25 protein-coding genes are annotated in these 23,036 nt (G+C 28.1%); 16 read left to right on the top strand and 9 right to left on the bottom strand.

Features of this window, described 5'->3' with window-relative positions:
• Position 1: 1 nt before the first annotated feature.
• On the top strand, positions 2–223 hold the full coding sequence (locus BN8917_RS03940) for a DUF1659 domain-containing protein (RefSeq protein WP_066870946.1): 222 nt from the start codon (positions 2–4) through the stop codon (positions 221–223).
• A gap of 34 nt (positions 224–257) precedes the next feature.
• Positions 258–482, top strand: coding sequence for a DUF2922 domain-containing protein (locus tag BN8917_RS03935; RefSeq protein ID WP_066870943.1), 225 nt, complete (start codon positions 258–260; stop codon positions 480–482).
• A 38-nt stretch (positions 483–520) separates the two neighbouring features.
• Here BN8917_RS03935 and BN8917_RS03930 read toward each other — a convergent pair whose 3' ends face one another.
• Entirely contained in the window at positions 521–949 is a 429-nt protein-coding gene (locus BN8917_RS03930) for a GNAT family N-acetyltransferase (protein WP_066870940.1), read from the bottom strand.
• Between the two features lie 54 nt (positions 950–1,003).
• On the bottom strand, positions 1,004–1,396 hold the full coding sequence (locus BN8917_RS03925; RefSeq protein ID WP_066870938.1) for a hypothetical protein: 393 nt from the start codon (positions 1,394–1,396) through the stop codon (positions 1,004–1,006).
• A 194-nt stretch (positions 1,397–1,590) separates the two neighbouring features.
• On the opposite strand from BN8917_RS03925, the gene BN8917_RS03920 reads away from it, so the two are divergent.
• Positions 1,591–2,478, top strand: coding sequence for a hypothetical protein (locus BN8917_RS03920; RefSeq protein ID WP_066870935.1), 888 nt, complete (start codon positions 1,591–1,593; stop codon positions 2,476–2,478).
• A 42-nt stretch (positions 2,479–2,520) separates the two neighbouring features.
• Here BN8917_RS03920 and nrdG read toward each other — a convergent pair whose 3' ends face one another.
• Both nrdG and BN8917_RS03910 read right to left on the bottom strand, forming a co-directional pair.
• Entirely contained in the window at positions 2,521–3,024 is a 504-nt protein-coding gene (nrdG, locus tag BN8917_RS03915) for an anaerobic ribonucleoside-triphosphate reductase activating protein (RefSeq protein WP_066870932.1), read from the bottom strand.
• A gap of 51 nt (positions 3,025–3,075) precedes the next feature.
• Positions 3,076–4,455 carry an MATE family efflux transporter gene (locus BN8917_RS03910; RefSeq protein WP_066870929.1) on the bottom strand — a complete coding sequence of 460 codons (1,380 nt, stop codon included), beginning with the start codon at positions 4,453–4,455 and terminating at the stop codon, positions 3,076–3,078.
• A gap of 318 nt (positions 4,456–4,773) precedes the next feature.
• On the opposite strand from BN8917_RS03910, the gene BN8917_RS03905 reads away from it, so the two are divergent.
• The 10 genes from BN8917_RS03905 (at position 4,774) to BN8917_RS03860 (ending at position 12,270) form a co-directional block, all read left to right on the top strand.
• Positions 4,774–5,400 carry an ABC-2 transporter permease gene (locus BN8917_RS03905; RefSeq protein WP_066870926.1) on the top strand — a complete coding sequence of 209 codons (627 nt, stop codon included), beginning with the start codon at positions 4,774–4,776 and terminating at the stop codon, positions 5,398–5,400.
• Positions 5,401–5,411: 11 nt separating this feature from the next.
• Positions 5,412–5,786, top strand: a complete 375-nt coding sequence (locus BN8917_RS03900) for a GntR family transcriptional regulator (RefSeq protein WP_066870923.1) — start codon at positions 5,412–5,414, stop codon at positions 5,784–5,786.
• A gap of 2 nt (positions 5,787–5,788) precedes the next feature.
• Positions 5,789–6,637, top strand: a complete 849-nt coding sequence (locus tag BN8917_RS03895; RefSeq protein WP_066870920.1) for an ABC transporter ATP-binding protein — start codon at positions 5,789–5,791, stop codon at positions 6,635–6,637.
• A gap of 28 nt (positions 6,638–6,665) precedes the next feature.
• Positions 6,666–7,400: an ABC transporter ATP-binding protein gene (locus tag BN8917_RS03890; protein ID WP_066870916.1), complete on the top strand. Its 735-nt coding sequence runs from the start codon at positions 6,666–6,668 to the stop codon at positions 7,398–7,400.
• Positions 7,393–8,583 carry an ABC transporter permease gene (locus tag BN8917_RS03885; RefSeq protein WP_066870913.1) on the top strand — a complete coding sequence of 397 codons (1,191 nt, stop codon included), beginning with the start codon at positions 7,393–7,395 and terminating at the stop codon, positions 8,581–8,583. Before BN8917_RS03890 ends, BN8917_RS03885 begins: the two co-directional genes overlap by 8 nt.
• A 352-nt stretch (positions 8,584–8,935) precedes the next feature.
• A complete protein-coding gene (locus BN8917_RS03880) occupies positions 8,936–9,655 on the top strand; it encodes a glycosyltransferase family 2 protein (RefSeq protein WP_066870910.1) in 720 nt (239 codons plus the stop codon).
• The gene (locus BN8917_RS03875) at positions 9,652–9,996 is read left to right on the top strand and encodes a DUF2304 domain-containing protein (RefSeq protein ID WP_066870906.1); all 345 of its coding nucleotides are present in this window, start codon (positions 9,652–9,654) and stop codon (positions 9,994–9,996) included. Before BN8917_RS03880 ends, BN8917_RS03875 begins: the two co-directional genes overlap by 4 nt.
• Before the next feature lie 4 nt (positions 9,997–10,000).
• Positions 10,001–10,348, top strand: coding sequence for an EamA family transporter (locus tag BN8917_RS03870; RefSeq protein WP_159426726.1), 348 nt, complete (start codon positions 10,001–10,003; stop codon positions 10,346–10,348).
• Between the two features lie 9 nt (positions 10,349–10,357).
• Complete coding sequence (locus tag BN8917_RS03865) at positions 10,358–11,611, top strand: glycosyltransferase family 39 protein (RefSeq protein ID WP_066870902.1); 1,254 nt, start codon at positions 10,358–10,360, stop codon at positions 11,609–11,611.
• Between the two features lie 20 nt (positions 11,612–11,631).
• Positions 11,632–12,270 (top strand): hypothetical protein, encoded by a 639-nt coding sequence (locus tag BN8917_RS03860; RefSeq protein ID WP_066870900.1) that lies wholly within the window; start codon positions 11,632–11,634, stop codon positions 12,268–12,270.
• A gap of 136 nt (positions 12,271–12,406) precedes the next feature.
• Here BN8917_RS03860 and BN8917_RS03855 read toward each other — a convergent pair whose 3' ends face one another.
• Positions 12,407–13,324, bottom strand: a complete 918-nt coding sequence (locus BN8917_RS03855) for a LysR family transcriptional regulator (protein ID WP_066870898.1) — start codon at positions 13,322–13,324, stop codon at positions 12,407–12,409.
• A gap of 152 nt (positions 13,325–13,476) precedes the next feature.
• Here BN8917_RS03855 and BN8917_RS03850 point away from each other — a divergent pair, with 152 nt between their 5' ends.
• A complete protein-coding gene (locus tag BN8917_RS03850; protein ID WP_066870895.1) occupies positions 13,477–14,712 on the top strand; it encodes a YhgE/Pip domain-containing protein in 1,236 nt (411 codons plus the stop codon).
• Between the two features lie 119 nt (positions 14,713–14,831).
• On the opposite strand, the gene BN8917_RS03845 is transcribed toward BN8917_RS03850, so the two are convergent.
• Both BN8917_RS03845 and nifV read right to left on the bottom strand, forming a co-directional pair.
• Positions 14,832–16,757, bottom strand: coding sequence for an aconitate hydratase (locus tag BN8917_RS03845; protein WP_066870892.1), 1,926 nt, complete (start codon positions 16,755–16,757; stop codon positions 14,832–14,834).
• A gap of 2 nt (positions 16,758–16,759) precedes the next feature.
• Entirely contained in the window at positions 16,760–17,899 is a 1,140-nt protein-coding gene (gene nifV / locus BN8917_RS03840; protein ID WP_066870889.1) for a homocitrate synthase, read from the bottom strand.
• Positions 17,900–18,056: 157 nt separating this feature from the next.
• On the opposite strand from nifV, the gene BN8917_RS03835 reads away from it, so the two are divergent.
• Complete coding sequence (locus BN8917_RS03835; RefSeq protein ID WP_066870886.1) at positions 18,057–18,359, top strand: hypothetical protein; 303 nt, start codon at positions 18,057–18,059, stop codon at positions 18,357–18,359.
• Between the two features lie 57 nt (positions 18,360–18,416).
• Here BN8917_RS03835 and add read toward each other — a convergent pair whose 3' ends face one another.
• Together add and nrdD are read right to left on the bottom strand one after the other, a co-directional pair.
• A complete protein-coding gene (add, locus tag BN8917_RS03830; RefSeq protein ID WP_407641398.1) occupies positions 18,417–19,409 on the bottom strand; it encodes an adenosine deaminase in 993 nt (330 codons plus the stop codon).
• Positions 19,410–19,637: 228 nt separating this feature from the next.
• Positions 19,638–21,755, bottom strand: coding sequence for an anaerobic ribonucleoside-triphosphate reductase (gene nrdD, locus BN8917_RS03825; RefSeq protein ID WP_066870882.1), 2,118 nt, complete (start codon positions 21,753–21,755; stop codon positions 19,638–19,640).
• Positions 21,756–22,121: 366 nt separating this feature from the next.
• Between nrdD and BN8917_RS03820 the strand changes: the two genes are divergently transcribed.
• A complete protein-coding gene (locus BN8917_RS03820; RefSeq protein ID WP_066870880.1) occupies positions 22,122–22,841 on the top strand; it encodes a sulfite exporter TauE/SafE family protein in 720 nt (239 codons plus the stop codon).
• Positions 22,842–23,036: the final 195 nt, after the last annotated feature.

Genomic DNA, 23,036 nt, shown 5'->3' with positions numbered 1-23,036 from the left:
AATGGAAAACACAAATATTTTAAAATCATCACTAATACTAAAATATGAATATGGAGTTGATTCAAAAGGAGAACCTAAAACAGTTACTCAAAAATTTTCAAAAATCAATTCAAAAGTTGAGCTTGAAGCTTTTAAACTTGTAGGAGATGCCCTTGGAGCACTTATAGACTCAGAACAAGTTATTGTTAATCAAGAACAACTTATATCACTTGCTGATATCTAAACAGAATAATCAAAATAAAAGGGGGATTTTATTTATGGCAAAGATATTTACTTTAATTATGAGTTTTAAAAATGAGGAAGGGAAAACTTGTAATATATCATTAAAGAATGTTAAACCTATTTTAAGTGCACAAGATACTAAAGCAGCTATGGATCTTATAATTGAAAAAGATTTATTCGTAACATCAGGTGGAAGCTTAGTTTCTGCAATCTCTGCTGAAATAGTAGAAAAGACAACAACTGAATTAGAAATAGCATAATTTTAAAAGTAGGACTATTAGCAAAATAGTCCTACTTTTTAATACCACTTTCTAAATCCTTTTACATCCTCAGTAAATCCTATTCTTTCATAGAATTTATGAGCTCCTTTTCTATGTCCTGATGATACTAAAAGTGAATAAGCACAATCACTATTAATAGCAAACTCATCGAGTTTCTCCATTAATTTTCTACCTACTCCTTTACCTCTAGCCTCTTCTTTAACTATCACATCTTCAATAGCTAAGAAATATCCACCATCAAGAGCTAGAATCATACAGCATACTCCAAGAACTGAACCTATTATTCTCCCCTCTTCTTTAGCCACCAATAATAGATATTTTTCATCCTTTAGCATCTGCTTATATGTTTCTATTGCTATTTCTACTGAGCCTTCCATATCTGTTAGTTCTTTATATAAATTTAATAACTCTGGAATATCATCTATCTTTAATTTTTCAATAATCATAATTAATCTCCTTTTACTAAAATATATTATTTATTATAGCAAAAGAAATTAAAATTAATCTTCTTTATATTCATCTTTAAACCCATAATCATAAGGATTTATATTTCTGTGCTTCGTACACATATTATAGCACTCATATCTTCCCCCATTAACTACTATCATATATTCATTATATTCTTTATTATTTGTATTATACCAGTTCTTAGCTGAATCAATGGCTTTCTGACGATCAATATTAGAATTCTTCTTAAAGCCCATTAAAATTTCATCAGATATAAAAAATCTTTCTTCACCTTGATGAGTTTTTGTGCACCCTTCTTCACATATCTCATTCTCAGTAATCTCTATACTTGTATTCTTAGATTTTACATCCTCTGCTTTTGTAGCTGTAACACCTATTGAAATTATTGTACTCGCTAAAAGTACTGTTGTTATTACTTTTTTCATATAACCCTCCATAATTTTCCTTTTATAAGTAAATTATACCTTTATTTTACATAATAATAAATTACATAAATATTAATAATATAAAATCATTATATAAATAAGCTCTTAATTGTAAATTCATTTCTATATAATACAATAATAACTAAATTTGTTATATAATTGGTATAAAAATAAACATCAATGGGGGACAACTAGTGGAAAACAAAAAAAGCTTTTGGACAAAAAATAAAAAAATTATTTTAGCTATCTTATTTATTATAATTGGACATTTTTTAATAAATATTTCTTATATCATATATAATGATATAAACCAAAAAAGAACAGAAAAAATTAATAATGAAAAAGAAATACAATATAATATAGACGCTAATAGATTTGATATATTCATACCTAAAGGAGAGTATAAAGCTGTAAAAAGTAAAGCTTTCTCCTATAACTTAGATCAAAATTTTGAAAAAGAATTTAAAGCTCAATCTGAATTACTAACTTTTAATAAAGATATTGATACAAAATATTCAGATTATATAATTACAAAAGATTCTACTTACCTTAAATTAAATATAAATAATGAACAGTATATATTAAAATATCCTGTGCCACTTTCAGATAATCAATTAACTAACTTAAGAGATAGAATACATAAAAACGAAGACTTAAGTGTATTTCCATTTAATGATGGTATATATTGTTTAGTCCAAAGTTCTAATGGTTCCTATATTATAAATACAGAAACAGGTAAAGAAACTACAAATATAGAAGATGATTATGAATCTTTTAAAATAAATATTTATACTGATAAATTAGAATGTGAAAGATATTTAAATGGTGATACCTTTATTTATGATAAGAATAGTGGGTTTGAAGAAAGAATCAAAGTCTTACCACTATCAATTATCGACGTAATTTTTATCACACTAAGTACTGGTACTATCATAGCTATACCTATACTTATAAATCTAATTGTACTTCGTAATATAAAAAATAAACTAATAAAAATATTATCTATACTTCTTACAATTGGTTTTACTATACTTATAATTCTTATATATCTTTTCATTCTTTTTGCAGGATTAATACTTTAAAATAAAAAATGCTTATCATTTTGATAAGCATTTTTCTTGTATTTATAGTAAGACTACCTCACCAGCTTTAAGGCTTTTTGGTACATCTATAATTCTTTGATTACTTGAGCCCTTAAATTTTAAGCCCTCTTCTTTTAAGCTTTCTTCAAATCTTCCGTCAACTAGTACATCTATATTTTCTAGTAAATCTCTAAATTTATTTTGAGCATTACTATTCTCTAATAGATACTCAAATTTATATCCTGTATAGCACCAAATATTAAGATTCATTTTCTTAAATTCTTTAGCCATATATGCAAATTTATCTGCTTGTTCTAATGGATCTCCCCCACTAAATGTAATACCTTTAAGAATAGGATTTTCTTTAACATCATCTATAAGTTCGTCCATATCCCTAAGTTCTCCACCATTAAAATCATGTGTATCTGGATTAAAACATCCCTTACATTTATGTCTACATCCTTGTGAGAAAAATACTCTTCTCATCCCTGGACCATTAACTAAACTCTCGTATGCTATACCTGATAATCTTATCTTTCCGTTCATTTTAACCACCTCTATATCATTATAACAATATTATTATAACAGTGGTTTATTTTAGATAGCGAGATTTTCCACCTCTGTTTCTTCTATAACGTTTTTAATCCACTTTCCTGATTTTAATCTATAAATTTCAAAGAATAATTTAATAAATTCTTCTACACAAATTAAGAAATAAACAGATATTAGAGATAAACCAAATGTAGTTGCTCCTATAAAAGCTGCTGGAACTGAATAAAGCCATATTGTTCCTGCTTGAACGAGCATTGAAAAAGTAGTATCTCCACCACCTCTTAAAACTCCGACAATCATAACAACATTATAAGTTCTGATAGGAGTAAATACTGCTATCAATCTTAAAACATTAATTGTATCTCTTGTTGTTTCAGCACCTATATTAAAAGGTTTCACAATTATAGGTGCAAAAATCCAAAGGAATATACCTATTACCACTCCTACTATTGGTGATAATATTCCTATCTTACCAGCATAATCTTTTGCAACATCTTCCTCATCAGCTCCTATTTTATTAGCTATCATTATTGAAGAAGCAACTGCTATTCCTATACCTATAACCATAAATAAATTACTCAAAGTTGTTGCTATTTGCATTGATGCAACAGCATTTGTTCCTATTCTTGCGTATGATATTGAATAAACCATCATTCCAACAGACCAAATGATTTCATTAGCTATAACTGACCATGAAGTTTTAAAATAGATTTTTATAAATTCAAAATTAAAGTTTATTAATTCCTTTATTTTTGCTGATATTTTATTTTTTCCTATATAAACTCTTATTAAGATATAAGCCATTTCTACAGCTCTCGCTATTGTTGTAGCAAGTGCTGCTCCCATAACTCCCATAGCTTCTACACCTAAATTTCCAAATATAAATACCCAGTTTAAAAAAGCATTACATAATACTCCAATAATACTTGCAACCATTGGAATTCTAGGCTGTTCTGTACTTCTTAATGCTGCTGAATATGCCATTGTAATATTAGTTATTAAATAACTTATAGCTGCTACTCTTAAATATTCTACTCCAAGTTTTACAACTTTAGGATCTTTAGATAGTATCTTCATTATAGACTCTGCTGCAAAGAATGCAGCTATTGCAAAAATTATTGATGCTATAAAACCTATTACAATTGATAAACCCAATACTGTTTTTATTTTATCAACATCTTTTCTTCCCCAATATTGAGCCATAAAAATACTTGCTCCAGCAGTAATACCAGAAATACAAAGCATAAATACAAAGAAGTATTGATTAGCAAGTCCTACTGCTGCTATTGCCTCTTCACCAAGACTTCCAATCATAAGGTTGTCTACTAAATTTAATGATGACATTATGAAATTTTGAATAACTATTGGTATTGCTAAAATCCATAAGGTTTTTAAGAATTTTTTATCTTTAAATATTCCTTTCAAAACTATGTCCCCCTTATTAGTTCTTTCAAAAAAATAAGGCACATGGGTAGTTTTGCCACCCATCTGCCTTTATATTAATCATTCTAATTTTAAAGTATCTACTCCTAAAGTCAACAACTTTAGAATTAATTAACACAAATTTTTTATTTAAAAATTAATTTATAAAAAAATAAAATTTTTATTGACTAAAAAAAAACATAATGGTACTATAAAATCATTAACTGTATATACTGTTTATACACAGTAATAACAGATATATTTTAGTAGAATATCATGATATTAAAAAAATTGAAAAAAATAATAGGATGGGGGTCTAATATGAATATTTACACTACTCTTTTAAAAAAAGAATATGCTTACTCTACATTAAAAAATAAGTCTTTTATATGTCTTCTTATATTTTTAAACTTACTCATTATGTTTGTACCAGTTGTACTTTATATACCTCTAGTAATAGCAGTTCAAGCTTGCTTACTTTTTAGTCTAAAAAAAGAATATGCTTCTAATACAAATGCTCTGAATTTTAGATTACCAGTAAAAAAGTCTCAAATAATAAAATCTAAATATTTATTTGCTTTTATCATAATGATGTCTGGAACATTACTTTCTATTTTTGATTATATGGTATCTATTATTTTAAATAAATTTAATCTAATTTATTTTATAAATTCTCTTGATTATCAATTAAGTTCAATAGTGCTACTAACAGTTTTAAACCTTATTACATTTTCAATATTCATGCCTTTAGATATTTACTTTAAAAAAATTGTTTATCAAGTTGGATATGTAATTTCAATAGCATTAAGTACAACTTTTTATTCTAGATTTAATTCAGTTGTACCTAATATAGTTTTGATAATTTTATTAATAATAGCAATTATTTTATTTGTGATTTCCCTTATAATATCTATAGGAATATACGAAAGAAAACAACTTTTAAATTAAGGAGTTTAAACATGAATATACTAATTTCAAACTCATCTTCAGTTCCTTTATACAAACAAATAAAAACTCAAATAGAAGGTGAAATTCTAAGGGAGAATTTAAATCCTGGTGATCCACTTCCTTCTATAAGAATGCTTGCAAAGGAACTCAAGGTTAGCATAATAACAACAAAAAAGGCTTATGAAGAACTAGAAAGTGAAGGATTTATAGAAACTACTCCAGGTAAAGGAAGCTTCGTTGCTATGAAAAACAGTGATAGACTTCGTGAACTGACTATATCAAAAATTGAAGATAGTCTTACACAAATAATTAAGACTGCAAAGTCTATAAATCTAGAAGAGGAAAATCTTATAGAAATAATTAAAATTCTTTATGAGGAGGTATAACTATGAATGCAGTAGAAATTAAAAATCTAAAAAAACAACTAGGCAACTTTTATTTAGATATAGATAATTTAAAAATTCCTAAAGGTTATATAACTGGCTTTATTGGCCAAAATGGATCTGGTAAAACAACTACTATTAAATTAATTATAGATATGTTACATCCTGATAATGGTCAAATTACTCTATTTAATAAAAAATTAAGAGAAAATGAAGCTGAAATAAAACAAAATTTAGCTTATATAGGTAGTAATTCTGCATTTCCTGAAGATACTAAACTTATAGATATAAAGAAGATGATTGCTCCCTTTTATAAATCATGGGATGAATCACTCTATTCAAAATATATAAAAAAATTTTCTTTAGATGAATCTAAAAAGTTTAAAGATTTATCTTCAGGTAAGAAAAAACAATTTGAGCTTTGTATGGCTCTTTCATATAGACCTAAACTGCTTTTAATGGATGAGCCTACAGTAAATCTTGACCCTATAATAAGAAATGAATTTTTAGATATATTACTTGAAAATATGGAAGATGGTGAAATGAGCGTATTCTACTCTTCTCATATAACAAGTGACCTTGAAAAAGCAGCTGACTTTGTTTATTTTTTAAACAATGGTAAAATAATGCTTAGTGGCGAAAAAGATTTATTACTTGATAATCATAAAATAGTCAAAGGTCCTTTAAATCTACTTGATGATGAAATAAAACAAAATTTTGTTAGTATTAAAACTAATTCATTTGGATTTGAAGCTTTAACTAATGATTATAAAAAAACTTTCAACTTACTTGGAGAAGAAGCTATTTATGAAAAGCCTTCTTTAGAGAGTCTTATGCTTTATTATTTAAACTAAAGAAAAAATACAGGAATAGGAGAATATTATGGTTTTAGAAGTTAAAGGTCTTACTAAAAAATTTAAGAACTTCACAGCAGTAGATGGAATTAGCTTTAGTGTTAATGAAGGCGAAATTCTTGGACTACTAGGTGAAAATGGGGCTGGTAAAACAACAGCACTTAGAATGATAGCTACTATGCTTCAACCATCAGCTGGAACAGCAATAGTCAATGGACATGATGTAAATAAAGATCCTGCTGGAGTTAGGGGAAGCATTGGTATTCTTTTTGGTGGTGATGTTGGAATTTATGACAGACTCACAGCAAGAGAAAATATTATGTATTTTGCACAGCTTGGTGGGCTTTCAAAAAAACAAGCTAATAAAAATATAGAAAAACTTATCAAAGATTTTGAGATGGATAGTTATATAGATAGAGTTGCTGGAAAGTTTTCAAGAGGTATGAAACAAAAAGTTTCTATAGCTAGAAGTATAGTTCATGATCCAAAAGTTATGCTTTTTGATGAACCATGTACTGGACTTGATGTTTCAGCTACAAGATCTGTTCAAAGATTTATTTTAAATTGTAAAAAAGATAATAAGGCAGTAATCTTATCAAGCCACAGCATGTATGAAGTTGAAAAATTATGTGATAGAGTCGCTATAATTCATAAAGGTAAAATAGTCGAAGTAGGAACTATCCCTGAATTAAAAGCTAAATATCAAAATGATGATTTAGAAGAAATCTTCATTCATCTAATTGGAGGTGAGTCAAATGAATAGTATGTCATGGCTTGTCTTTAAAAAAGAAATGCGAGATTTATTCAGAGATAGAAAAGCATTTTTAGGCGCTGTATTATTACCAATATTTATTTTACCATTTATCCTTTACATTATAGGAGGGTCTGCTGCTAGTAATACTAATGCTGTTAAAGATGGACTTAGAATTGCGATAGTTGGAAATCAAAATTCATCACTTGAGCAAGCATTAGAACAAGTTAATGGAATTCAAATTATAAATGTATCTAATCCAGAACAAGCATTAAAAGATAATGAGATTTATCTTTATTTAGATATTCCAAATAACTTTAATTCTGCAATCGCTTCTAAAGATGGTAGTGCTAACTTAAAGATTTATTATGATAATACAAGCCAAAAATCACAAATAGCACTTTCAACACTTGAAGAAGTAATTAGTGGATTTAGTAAACAAACTGTAAGCAACAGATTATCATCACTTGGAGTTGATAATAATTTATTAAACCCTATTAATATAGAACCTGTTGGTGTCGGCATACAAAATGAGAATGAAGCACATTCACTTCAATTAATAGCTATGCTTTTACCTATGTTCGTTTTAGCTTATGCAGCACAAGGTGGAGCTGCAGCTGCAACTGATCTTGCGGCTGGCGAAAAAGAAAGAGGTTCACTTGAACCACTATTAAGTACTAGAGCTAGCAGAAGTTCAATTTTAATTGGTAAACTTGCTGCTATAACACTTATGGGAATCCTATCTACTCTATCTGGTTTTATAGGAGTCCTCGTATCAATGTTTATACCAAATAGTTTATTTATGAATACTGATGGCCTTGCACTTTCACCAAAAGCTATAATAATAATTGCAGCACTTGCTATACTTATTACATTAAGCTTTAGTGCATTACAACTTGCAATAAGTGTATTTGCTAAATCATTCAAGGAAGCTCAAACTTATCTTGGATTCTTAACATTTGCACCTATGATTGTTTCATATGGTACTATGTACCTAGATTCAACAGGATCATCACTATTATTATATAATATCCCAATAATCAACGCAGTTCTTGTTATGAAAGAAGCTATCTTTGGAGTATTTGTTCCAATGCACTTAATCTTAACATTTACTTGGTCAATAGTTTATATAATACTAGCAGTCCTACTTGCAAGATATATGTTCAATAGAGAAGATGCTCTATTTAGAAGTTAATAATTTAATTTTAAAAGTGCCGATAATATCGGCACTTTTTATTTGAAACAAATTTTATATACAAATTAAATTAGCTAAATAAAATAAAAAACATAAGAAAATCAACTAATTCTTTTTTATTATATTAAAATTATTTAATTATCTTTTATATTAAAATTTTAAATTTATACATTAAAATATATCCATATGAGAATAATAAGAGTAATACACTATAATCTTCTCATTGTGTTAATATTATTCCAATATAGTTAATATTGTTGACATTAAATACATATTATTGTAGTCTAAATTCGACAAATAATTATTTTTATGAACTTGTATTAGAGAAATAAATTTTACCAGGAGGTTACAAATGAAAAAATTATTATTAATAGTTCCTGCATTTAATGAGGAAAAGAATCTTCCTGAATTAGTAAACAAAATTAATGAAGTTCAAAATACTATGCCTATAAAGGTAGATACACTTATAATAAATGATTTTTCAACTGATAATACAAAGGAAGTTTTAAAAACTTTAAAAAATGTAAATTTCATAAATTTACCGTGTAACCTAGGCATAGGGGGAGCTGTTCAGACTGGCTATAAATATGCTAAAGAAAATGATTATGATTATGCCATACAAATAGATGGAGATGGTCAACATAATCCTAAGTACATAAAACAAGCTTATGAAGAAATAGAGAAAGGATATAATTTTGTAATAGGGTCTAGATTTATAAATAATCAAGGTTTTCAATCTAGTTTTGTAAGAAGACTTGGAATCAATTTCTTTTATTATTTAATAAGAATCTTAACTAGAGAAAAAATTACAGATGCTACATCTGGCTTTAGATTATGTGATAAAAAGGTTATAGACTTATTTTCTAGATACTACCCTGCAGATTATCCAGAACCAGAAACTCTTATGATTCTAATAAGCAATGGCTTTAAAGTTACTGAAATCCCAGTAATTATGAATGAAAGAGAACATGGTAAATCTTCTATAAATGTAGTTAACTCAATTTACTATATGATAAAAGTTACAACTGCTATATTACTATCATTTTCTCTTAAAAAGAAGGTGAAAAATTGAATGAAATATTCCAAATAATATTAATTATAGCGTCTTGTCTTTTTACGTTATATATAATATCAATAACTAAAAGGTCAAAGCTAACTATTAAGTATTCTATGCTTTGGATAGTACTTGGAATTTTCTTTATTGTACTTAGTATCTGCCCTGGAATAGTTTATAGCGTATCAAGACTATTAAGAATTTATAATCCTGTAAATACTTTATTCCTTGGAATAATATTTATATTAATTCTAATACTCTTCACTCTAAGCGTTGCTATTTCAAAGCTTAGAAATCAAGTAACAAGTCTTTCTCAAGAACTTGGAATACTAAAGAAAAAGGTTGATGAAAGGGACTAATACAATGAAAGAAATTATTTTAGTACTTATAAATTGTATCTTGCTTGTATCAGGGCAACTTTTATGGAAAATAGGGCTTGGTCATGTTTCTCTTGATGGAGCTAAGGCAATAATACTTGCACTATTTAATAAATTTATTTTTAGTGGAATTATTATTTATGGAGTTGCAACTATTTACTGGCTATACATACTAAAAAATTATGATTTAAGTAAGGTTTATCCTCTACAAAGTATGAGCTATATAATCTCATTATTTGCAAGTTACTTTATCTTAAATGAAAAAATAAGCACTAATACAATCATCGGAACAATAATAATACTTATCGGTGTTTTTGTTATTTCAATGAAGTAAGGAGCGTTTATGAATTTAAAAAAATATCTATGGGAAGACGATAAGAAATATCGACTTTTTTTATTTTTAGCAATAGCTATCCTACTTGGAATATCTATTTTTGAAGCTATAAAAAATAATAACTATTTCTATATCGGAAACCCAGTAAAATTAAATAATGATGATGTTAGATATCTACATACAGCTAGATTATTCTTACAAACAGGTCAACTTTATTATTATGGAGTACCTACTGCATTTATAATGCCTTTATTCCCTCTATTTTTAAGTGGAATTATGGCTATCTTTGGTACTGGTGACTCAGGTGTAACAGCAATTAGAATAATACAATGTTTAATGCAAGGTGTTTCTCTTTATTTTGTTTACCTTATTGCAAGAGAATTATTTAATAAAAAAGTAGCTATAATAGCTGCATTCTTATTTGCACTTTATCTACCAGAGGCAGTATCACCAAACTTAATATTAACAGAAGTTTTATTCCAATTCTTATTTATCATAATGCTTTATTTCTCAATAGTAGCTATAAAAGAAAATAAGATGATCTACTATATAATAACTTCAATATTTTGGGCACTTACTTGTCTTACAAGACCAAATGCAGCGATATTCCCTCTATTTATAGTTATCTTCTGGATAGTAAATAAATACACAATAAAAGATATGATTAAATATACTCTTGTGGCTTTTGTTACTTTCACAATTTTCTTCACTCCATGGTGGGTAAGAAATTATAATCTAAAAGGTCACTTTATTTTATTTACAGATTCCTCAGCCAATCCTAAGCTTTTAGGTGCATTTATATTTGATGCTCCTCCAAGTTTTGCAAAGGATATTCCTGCTGAAGATGGCTATGAAAAATTTGAAAATAATAAGTATATGTCTGATGAAGAGCAAAATAATCTTGCTAATTATATAATAGAAACTGGTTTTAAAACTCAACCATTAAAATATACAGCTTGGTATACTCTTGGTAAGACATTCATGCTTTATTGCATCCCTTATTATTGGCGACCAATACTGGGAATAAGTATGGGAGTAATGACTGGAATTCATTGGATTTATATTTTCCTAGCTATATTGGGAATAATATTTATGTTACTGAAAGGTAATAGAAATCGAAATGTAGGAATGCTTTTAACTATATTCACTATGTGTACTGTAGTTTATTGGCCATTTGTTACATTCTCTAGATATGGTTTCCCTAATATGTTTATGCTTATAATAGCTGCTGCTTTTGCAATTGCTTCATTCATAGACAGATAAACTTTTTTAGGAGGAGAGAAATGAAAAAAAAGGTCATTATAGTTTTATTATTACTTTTAGCCATAGGTGTAAGTATCTTTACCTTTATGGAAATAAAACAAAATCATGCATCTAATAATAACATTACTCAAAATTCTAATAAAAATATAAATTCAACTGTAATACCTACACCTGACTTATTACCAATTAAAGCTAAGCCACTTGATAGTTATACAGATGCTGAATTAATAGATTTACTTGATACACTTACAAATAATTTAAAAAATGTATTTATAAATAGTGTTAATCCTGATCAAAACTTATCAGGAAATTATCATTTACTAAAAGCACCTTATCAAACTAAGGAAGCTTTTACTACAGCTTTAGGAAATTATTTAAGTAATGATGTAATCTCTAAATTACAATTTAAAACTGAAAATAATAATACCTATATAAAATTCCCTGATCATATAACACAAAATGATTTAATAAATACATCCATAAAATTTGCTAACATTAAATCCAAAGAGATTAAAAATGGAGCATTAGTTGTTGTGTCTCATGTAAATATAACTTATAAAGGAATTAGCATAGCAAAAAATCTAACTACTGAATTTATTGATTCAGATGGTTATATTAAATTAAATACTAATCCCTTAGATATAAACTTAGGTTTTTAATCCACAATTTAAAAATAAAAAGTTATCCACAGGTAAAAGTTTAAAATTTACCTGTGGATAACTTTTTTATATTACTTATAAACATAATTTTTATTAAAAATTTCTTTATCGGAACTATTATTATATCTTTAAAAGTCTATTCAAACAAGTCTAAATTTTTCTTAAACTCATTATAATAATTTATTGTAAATTGCTTGAACTGTACCGATAAATCAGAAAGATATTTTCCTTTTAAATATGATAAACCAATTTTTCTTTTATTACATTTATCCTTAAGTCGTAGTATCTTAAACTCTTCTAATTCAGGAGTATGGTCCTTTCTATATCTATGCCTAATAGAAATTGGAGCTAAAGCTACCCCTCTATCCAATCTAAGAAGCTGCTCTATCATATTATTATCACCTTCAAAAACTATATTAGGTTCAAAGCCAGCTTGATTATATAATTGCTGAGTTATAAGTCTAAATGCATATGATTCTGTAAGCTCTATAAAATTTTCTTCTGATAATTCTTTTAAATATACATAATCGACATTAGCAAACTTCCCTTTAGCTGGTGCAATAACTACTATTTCTTCTTCTATTAATTCAATAGTCTCTATTTCCGGTATTTCAATAATAGGTGATGTTATTGCAAAATCAACATTCCCATTTTTTAAAGATTCAATAATTACATCTTGAGTATTTATAGATTGAGTCATTTTAATATTGGGATGCTCAATTAAAAAGTCCCTTAAAAGTTCTGTTAAAAATAAAGTCGCATTTACACTTAATGATATATGAGTATTTTTTATACCATAAAGCTCTAAAACCTCATCTTTTGCACTTTCAAGATCTGTTAGTATTCTGCTTACATGCTTTAAATATGCTTCTCCATATTGATTAAGCTCTATCTTCTTTCCTACTCTTCTAAATAGAGGAATTCCTATTTCCTCTTCAAGTTTTTTTATAGTTAAACTTAATGATGGCTGGGATATATGTAATTCATTAGCTGCTTTTGTTATATTCTGATGCTTTGCAACATGTTGAAAATATTTTAATTGAAGTAATTCCATGACTCTATCCTCCACTATATATTTATTTAAATAAATATATATATACAATAATATATATTTCTAATTATATAAAAAAGGTTATATAATACAAGTATAAATTGTTTCAAATTTGTAAATTTTAAAAATAAATATTAAACAAAGGAGATGTAATAATGGATAAACAAAAGAAAAAGTTAAGTCCAATGATTTTATTAGTACTCATAAGTATTTTAGTTTTACCAGCGTTTTATTCATTTACATATTTAAGAGGTTTCTGGAACCCATATCAACAAATGGGTAAAGTTCCTGTAGCTTTCGTAAATATGGACCAGCCAGTAACAAAAGATGGACAAACTATTGATATTGGTAAAAGTGTCGAAGCGAGTTTAAAAGATAACCATAGTGTAAAATGGGAATTTGTAAACTACGATGAAGCAAAAGCAGGAGTTGAAGGTAAGAAATACTATGCTATGGTAGTAATTCCAAAGAACTTCTCATATGATGTTGCAAATGCAATGACTGATGGATTTAAGAAGCCAGTAATTGATGCAACTATAAATCAAGGTAAGAACTATGTGTTCTCAAAGATATTCTCAGCAGTAGCTCAAGGAGTTCAAGGAAATATTTCAAAACAAATTTCTGAAGCTACTTCAATGACTTTAATACAAACATTAGAAAAGGGAGCTAAGCTTGGAAATAACCCTGAATTATTAAAGCAAATTAGTGCTTATATCGCAAACCCAGTACAACTTAACTATACAACTATAAACCCAGTATCATTATACGGTGAAGGGTTAGCTCCTTACTTTATTTGTATAGCATTATGGATGGGAGCAATGTACACTTACTTCGTTGCTTCAAGCCTTGGTAAGAAGTTTAAAGGTAAATTCATGGCTAAATTCTTCAAGGTTTATCTTGCAGGAATAATCATGACAATATTACAAAGTATCGTTATGGGAATAATTTTATGGGCTGTACTTGGATTAAATCCAGTTGCAATGCCACAATTCTTCTTATATAATGCATTAATTTCTATAACATTCTACTCAGTGTTAAATGGATTACATTATATAATAACACCAATAATGAAGGGTTCAGTAATTGTAATGTTCCTATTACAATTAACATCATGTTCTGGATTATACCCAATAGAAACATCACCAGAATTCTTTAAGGCATTACATCCTTGGATACCAATGACTTATGCAGTAAATGGACTTAAGATGACTATTTCAGGTATAAACCATGAAGGACTTGTTCATGACGTATGGATGTTAATATCATTTATAGTAGTTTCATTAATACTTGGATACTTAATGGGAAGAGTAAAAGCTTTATTACTTCATAAAGTAGATACTGATAAATCAGAATTAGTATCAAAGAAAGAAATATCAAACAGATTTGCTTAATAAATAATTTAAAATCCTAGTATAAGCAATATAGTTATTCAAATATTTAATCAACAATAGGATTTAAATAATAAATATAAAAAAAGGTATATCTCAAATTGAGATATACCTTTTTTATATTAACAAGATTTAATTTTTGTATAATTAAGCTTTCCACCCGCCTTAATAATTTCTATTTCTTTTTGTGAAAGCTGAGTTTTAACTCTAAAGCTTCTACCATTTGTAATATTCTTAACTTCTAAAACTCCATCATCTATTTTTTCTAATATATCTGGAATTTCTAAACTATCTAAAAGTCCTATATCATTATAATCTTCTTCATTTTCAAAAATCATAGGAACTATCCCACTATTAATAAGATTAGCTTTATGAATTCTTGCAAATGACTTACATATAACTCCCTTAATCCCAAGATATAAAGGTGCAAGTGCAGCATGTTCTCTACTAGAACCTTGTCCATAATTTTCTCCAGCTACTATAAATCCACCATTATTCTCTTTTGCTCTAGTTGGAAACTCTGTATCAACAGTATTAAAGCAATATTCTGAAAGATAAGGTATATTACTTCTATAAGGAAGAAGTTTTGAATTTGAAGGCATAATATGGTCTGTAGTTATATTATCTTCAACTTTTAAAACAACTTTTCCATTAATACTTTGACTTAAAGCAGTATTAATAGGGAAAGGTTTTATATTAGGTCCCCTTTCAACTTCAACCTCTTCTCCTAGTTTCGCTGGCTCTATTATCATACTATCATCTATTATAAATTTATCTAAACTTATATCATCAAAATCAACTTCAAAGTCTGTTGGATCTGATAAAACTCCCCTAATTGCAGTAACTGCCGCTACTTCAGGACTTACAAGATATACTTTAGCTGATAAAGTTCCACTTCTACCATAGAAATTTCTATTAAAAGTTCTAACAGAAACTCCATTTGTTTTTGGTGATTGTCCCATGCCTATACATGGTCCACAGCCATTTTCAAGAATTCTAGCTCCTGAACTTATAATATCTCCAAGTGCCCCATTTCTAGCAATCATCTCCATAACTTGTCTTGAACCTGGTGCAATAACTAAGCTAACATCATTATGAACTTTTTTGCCCTTAAGAATTTTAGCTACTTTCATTAAATCTTCATATGAAGAATTTGTACAACTTCCTATAGCAACTTGATCTACTTTTATTTCTCCAGCTTCTTTAACTGAACAAACATTATCTGGGCTATGTGGTTTTGCTACCATTGGAACTAGCTTATTTAAATCTACTGTAATTTCTAAATCATAAATTGCATCTTTATCTGCACTTAATTCTTTAAAATCATATTCTCTATTTTGAGCTTTAAAATATTCATATGTTCTTTCATCACTTGGAAATATTGAACTTGTAGCCCCTAGCTCTGCCCCCATATTAGTTATAGTAGCTCTTTGTGGAACTGAAAGAGTTTTTACACCCTCTCCTGTATATTCAAATACTCTACCAACTCCACCTTTGACAGACATTTGTCTTAAAACTTCTAAAATAATATCTTTTGAAGTAACCATTTTTCTCATTTTACCAATAAGATTTACTTTAACTACTTCTGGTGCATTAATATAATAAGCACCACCAGCCATTGCAATAGAAACATCAAGTCCACCCGCTCCTATTGCAAGCATTCCAACTCCTCCTGCTGTTGGAGTATGACTATCTGAACCAATCAAAGTATCTCCAGGTACTGAGAATCTTTCTAAAAATACTTGATGGCAAATTCCATTCCCAGGCTTTGAAAAATAAACCCCATATTTTGATGCAACAGTTTGAATATATCTATGATCATCTGCATTTTCGAATCCTTGTTGAAGCATATTATGATCAATAAAAGCTATACTCTTTTTGGTCTTTACTCTATCTATTCCCATAGCTTCAAGTTGTAAATAAGCCATTGTTCCTGTTGAATCTTGAGTTAATGTTCTATCTATCTTAATTCCTATAGGACTTCCTACTTTAAGCTCACCTTCTACTAAATGCTCTTTTAAAATCTTATAAACTAAATTTAACCCCATAATTATTTCCCCTCTTGAATATCATGATAGATTTGAACTACTTCTTTATCAAAAAGAGTTCTTTTAAGACTTACTGAAAGAGACCTTACTTTCTCTAAAACTCTATTTGCCATTTCAGGACTAAGCTCAATATTATATTCTCTAAATTTATTAACTATAGCTGCTTTTCCTGAATGCTTTCCTATAACTATTTGTCTTTCAAGTCCTATTTCTGCTGGATCAAAAGCTTCATAATTTTTAGGATTTTTTATAGCTCCATCAGCATGTATACCTGATTCATGTCTAAACATATTGTCTCCAACAATAGCTTTCCACTCAGGTAAATCTCTCCCTGCAGCTTTTGACACATATTCTGAAATTTCCTTAAATTTAGTTGTATCATATCCAAGGTCTACTCCATAAACATATTTAAGAGCCATTACAACTTCTTCTAATGCTGCATTACCAGCTCTTTCACCAAGTCCATTAACTGTGACACCTATATGATTAGCACCTCCCATAACTCCTGCTAAAGCTGTTGCAGTACCCATTCCAAAATCATTATGAGTATGCATTTCTATATCAGCCTTTGTCATCTTATAAAGATACTCTATATTTTCTCTTATGCCAAAAGGGTCCATAATACCAACAGTATCACAATATCTAAATCTATCAGCACCAACACTTTTAGCTGCTTCAATAAACTCAACTAAAAAATCTTTATCTGCTCTTGATGCATCCTCTCCATTTACAGAAACATAAAGTCCATTCTTTTTAGCAAATTCAACAGCTTTTTGCATATTATCTAAAACCCATTGTCTAGAAGTTCTAAGTTTATGCTTTATATGAATATCTGAAACTGATATTGAAATTGCTACGGCAGAACATCCACAGTCGATAGATTGCTGTATATCCCCAATCACAGCTCTATTCCATCCCATAATGCTAGCTTTTAAATCTCTTCTACAAATTTCTTTTATTGCCTCTTTTTCATCTCCACCCATAGCTGGAATTCCAACTTCTAGCTGATCAACACCTAAATTACTTAGAGCTTGTGCAATAGTTACCTTTTCATGATTTGCAAAAACAACACCAGCTGTTTGTTCACCATCTCTCAAGGTAGTATCAACAATAAATATTTTCTTATTTAATAAATCACTCATAAATTCTTGCCCCCTTTTGCTTTTATTTTTATCCTATTTTACCATAATATAGAATAACTTTCTATATTATTAATATCACACAATATTAATAAAAAAGTAATTTCTAATATATGTATTAGATGTTATAATTTTATAAAACAAAAAAAGGAGGATAAAAATGAATTTATACAAAATTGAAAGACCTCTTATTTTACTAGAAATAGCCTATTTCTTTATAGCTATAGTCCTTCAAATACCATTTATAGTTAACGTATTAATTGGAGCTATAACATTAACAGTTTTACATTATGCTTTTAAAGATATAATAGGCCTTAGAATTATAGATTATGTTTTTTATTATGCTTCAACTCTAATGGTTATACATCTTAACTTACCACTAGCAATTTTATCAGTTGTAGCTAGTGAATTATTAATTAAGCCTAGAGTAAAGCTTTATGCTCAAAAAACTAGATTTATTTAAAATCAATTAAATTAAATTTTAAGATAAAAAAAGCTATCTCTTCCGAGATAGCCTTTTTTAGATTAAGCTTTCAAGCCACTTTTTAGTTTCTTCATCACAAAAAGCACCTCTAACACTATTAAGATATATCTTTTTGTAATCCTCATAACTAATTTCATTTTGTTCATTTAAATTTTTACATTCTGTTGCTAAATCTATATTAGAAACAGTTCTATTATCTGTACTTAGATTAACTTCAAGTCCTTCATCAAGAAATCTTCTAATTGGATGACTTCCATAATTCTTAACTGCTTTAGTATCTAAATTACTCTTAGGACACATCTCTAAAGTAACTTTATTATCTTTAACAGTATTATAAGCTTTTAAATCATTTTGAATTGCAACAGCATGACCAATTCTTTCTGCTCCTAAAAGCTCTATAGCATCAATAACATTTTGTGAAAAACCAGTTTCTCCAGCATGAACTGTTACTCTAAATCCATATGCTTTAGCCTTATCGAACATTTCCTTATATTTTGGAGCGAAACCTTCGAGTTCAACACCTGCAAGATCTACAGCAACTACTCCTTTACCTATAAATTTCTTAGCTTCTTCTATTAATTTAAAGCCACTTTCTAAATCATGATGTCTCATAATACATATTATTAAATTACTCTTAACACCAAACTTTTCTTCTCCAAGCTTCATTCCATCAAGGACAGCTTGTATAACTTCTTCTGTTGAAAGCCCTTTTTCTTTATGGAATAATGGTGCAAATCTTATTTCTATATATTTAACATTTTCTCTATTAACATCTTCTATTAATTCATAAGCTACTCTTTTTAAATTTTCCTTAGATTGCATAACTGATCCAGTTAAATCAAATCTTCTAAGATAAACATCTAATGACTCACAGTCATCAGGTACTACAAGTAAGTTTTCTAACTCTTCGTAATTATAAGTTTCTAGCTCAATATTATCTTTTTTAGCTAATTCTAAAACTGTATTTGTTCTTAAACAACCATCTAAATGACAGTGTAATTCTATTTTAGGTAATTCATTAAATCTTATCATAGTATCTCCCCTTTTTATTTAAAAATGATTAATCCGAAATTTATTGTTTTTAATTCTATCATAAATCACGAATAAATCAATAGAAAATATTAGTGGTTTGTTCGTGTTTTTTCTAAATAAAATAAAAGCTACATGGTTGTGTCCCCATGTAGCCCTTGTAAGAATAATAATTAAAAGAGTTTAAATATTATCCATGCAATAGTATTTTATGTGAAAAAAACTTTTTTATACATTATAATAAGCTTTTTTATGTGATTCGTTATGAGAAATTCTATCTGCTCTTTCTCCATATTTACCAGGACCAAATCTTTCGTCAAGACTTAAATAACCTGTAACTCTTGAAACTCCTTGAATTTCAGTAGAACCACATTCTGTACATTTACTTTCATTATTTTTTAGATAAGTTCCGCACTTCTTACAGTATCTAATATGGAAGTTAATACCTAAGTAGCTTATATTAGTTTTCTTATAAGCATAATTAAGTATATCCATTATAACTTCACCTGTTGGACAATCATCAACTTCTAGATAACTTATATGTCCAGCATTACAAAGTTTATGATATGGAGCTTCTATATCAATTTTTCTAGTTATTGATATTGGATGATAAACAGGTACATGATAACTATTTGTATAGTACTCTCTATCTGTAACTCCCTTTATAATTCCAAATACTTTTTGGTCTTGTTTGATAAACTTACCTGATAAACCTTCTGCTGGTGTAGCATAACAACTCCAGTTAAGCTGAGTTTCTTTTGAAATTTTATCAGTATATTTTCTAATATGAGTTATTACTCTTTCTCCAAGTTCTCTAGAATTATCATCTTCTCCATGATGCTTTCCTGTTAAAGCTATAAGAGCCTCAGCAAGTCCTATAAAGCCTATTCCATAGCTTCCTTGTTTTAGGATAGGTTCAATTGAATCATCTTGTGAAAGCCCTTCTGAGCCTTTTAAAAGACCTTGACCTGCAACAAAAGGTAAATCTTTAACTCTTAAATTTTTAAGGATACTATATCTATGTAATAATGATTCCTTAGCTGTTTCTAATCTTTCATCTAAAAGTTCAAAGAATTTATCAATATTAGCTTTTGCAAGTATACCTATTCTAGGTAAGTTTATAGTTGTTGGAGCAATATTACCTCTTCCTTTGCAACCTGGCTCACCATTAATATTACTCATGATATATGTTCTACATCCCATTGTAGCTGGCATATATCCTCTATCATAATATTCTTTATTAAAATCAGCATCTATATTCATAAATGTTGGATTCATTCTTTTAGCTGCAACTTCACAAGCTATTTTATATAAATAGTGATATGGATCATTTTCTTCTCTATTTACTCCTTCTTTTACCCTAAATATTATATTAGGGAAAATTGGTTGTTCACCTTTTCCAAGACCTTTTTCATATTCTCTTAAGAAAATTTCACAAACTAATGCTGCATCTTCTGAATTAGGAATTCCAAGATTTATTGAACTAAAAGGTACTTGTGACCCAGCTCTACTATGCATAGTATTAAGGTTATAAACTACACCTTGCATAGCTTGATGAACTCTTTGTCTTAATTTCTTTTCTACTAATTCTTCTAATTTACTTTCATCTATTCCAAGTTCTATATATTCATTTCTTATTTCATCTCTAGTAGGCTTTATAAAAATAGCCATATCATTATCAAAATCAGGATGAGCCTGTCCTCCAAACATATCATTTTGAGTTGATTGAAGTAATATACAACTAAGCTCTGCTGCTGTTTCTATTCTCTTTGGAACATTTAAAGTTCCGTATCCTGTATTAACACCATTTTCTAACACTTCCTTTGTTGGAATGTGAAGACAGTTTATTGTTAAATTATAAGAATCTAAATCATGAAGGTAGATATCTCCATTTTCATGTGCCTTTGCTAAATGTTTTGGCATTGTAGCAAGATTATGCCATTTATTAGATTCTGAAGCTATTCTAAGAAGCTTTGAAGAGAAATTATTTCCTACATTAGCATTATCTCTATCTGTTTCCACTCCAATTTTGCTTATGGCTTTCATTAAATCTGATTTTATTTGTCTTACTCTTGTTCTTTCTGCTCTATAACTTGAGTAATTTGCTGCTATATGTCCATAGCCATTTTTCTTTAATGATTTTTCAACAAGGTTTTGAATTTCTTCAACAGTAATCTCTTGTTGTTCATTCTCATTTATATAACCTAGAACCCCTCTTGCGATTTCTTGTAAATCACAAAGTTCTAATTCTTCTCCTACATCTCTAGCAGATTTTCTTATAGCATTTGCTATTTTTTCAATATCAAAACTGGATTCTCTTCCATCTCTTTTTATAACTTTTGGCACAACTATCTCCTCCTAATTAATTTAGAGCCTCTCAAACTCCTTACTATATATAGTGATATGTAATTATTGTCAATACAATATATAGTGCCTTATTATTATAAACTACTTAATTTTTAATTACTAATTTTATAAAAATACTATTTAACAAACTTAAATTAATTTAAGTCATTTATGCTCTAAATTCCTTTATCTTGTTCAATTTTTTGGAAGTTGACTTTTTCATATAAAACTTATATTATTTCCAAATTTAGTAAGACAAACTTCGACATTCATCATAAATGTTATTGCAAATCATTTGCATTTAATTAATATTCCTGTTATTATTATTTGTACAACAAATGATGAAACAACATAGGAGAAATTTTTATGATTTATTTTTTAATAGCTTTAGCTGCAACTAGCATAGGAGGTCTTGTTGGACTTGGAGGAGACCTTTTAATAATCCCATTTCTACTAACACTTGGTGTCCCTAAAGCACTTATCTCTGTTAATGTGGATTTAACTATGTTTTTTATGAGCTTACTATCAACAATAATATTTGCTAGAAGAAAACAAGGTGATTTTAAAACATCTTTACTATTTGCACTTGGAATAATTCCAGGAGCAAGTTTTGGAGTTTACATAAACAATAATATAACAATACCGGAATTTCATTTATTTTTTATAGTATTACTGGTTCTATTGGGAATCTTAACATTTATAAAGGACAAGCTACCTAAAATAATTCTTCCAAACTACACAAAACCAATTGTAGGCCTTGGAATAGGAATTATATCTGGACTATTTGGAATTGGTGGTGGAGTTATCTTAATCCCTATACTTATAGCATTCTATAGTTTATGTAATAAAAAAGCTGCTGCTACAACAATGTACTTAATATTTATAAGCACAATTATTACAGTTTCAAACTACTATGTTAGAGGATATACTAATTTTACATATGCACTTTACATGATTCCTGGAGCATTAGTAGGATGCAGAATAGGAACTTACTTTAATAAAAAGGTTACTCATAAAACTATAGATATAACCTATAAATTAATTTTAATATTTATTTTAATAAAAGAGTTTATTACTATTTTCTAAAAATATATAAGTCTACCTAATATATAGGTGGGCTTTTTTGTTATATCTCCTTCTATTATTGCTAATAATATGGATAAGGAGATATTTTTTATGAAAAAACAAAAATTTAAATTTATAATAACCACGCTGTTATTAATTTTTTTATTAGTATTTTATAGCATTTTAAAAGATGAACTTAAAATTATAGATACTCTT

The organism is Clostridium mediterraneense (assembly GCF_900091705.1).
Lineage (GTDB): Bacteria > Bacillota > Clostridia > Clostridiales > Clostridiaceae > Sarcina > Sarcina mediterraneense.
This window is presented reverse-complemented; position numbering and strand designations above follow the sequence as displayed.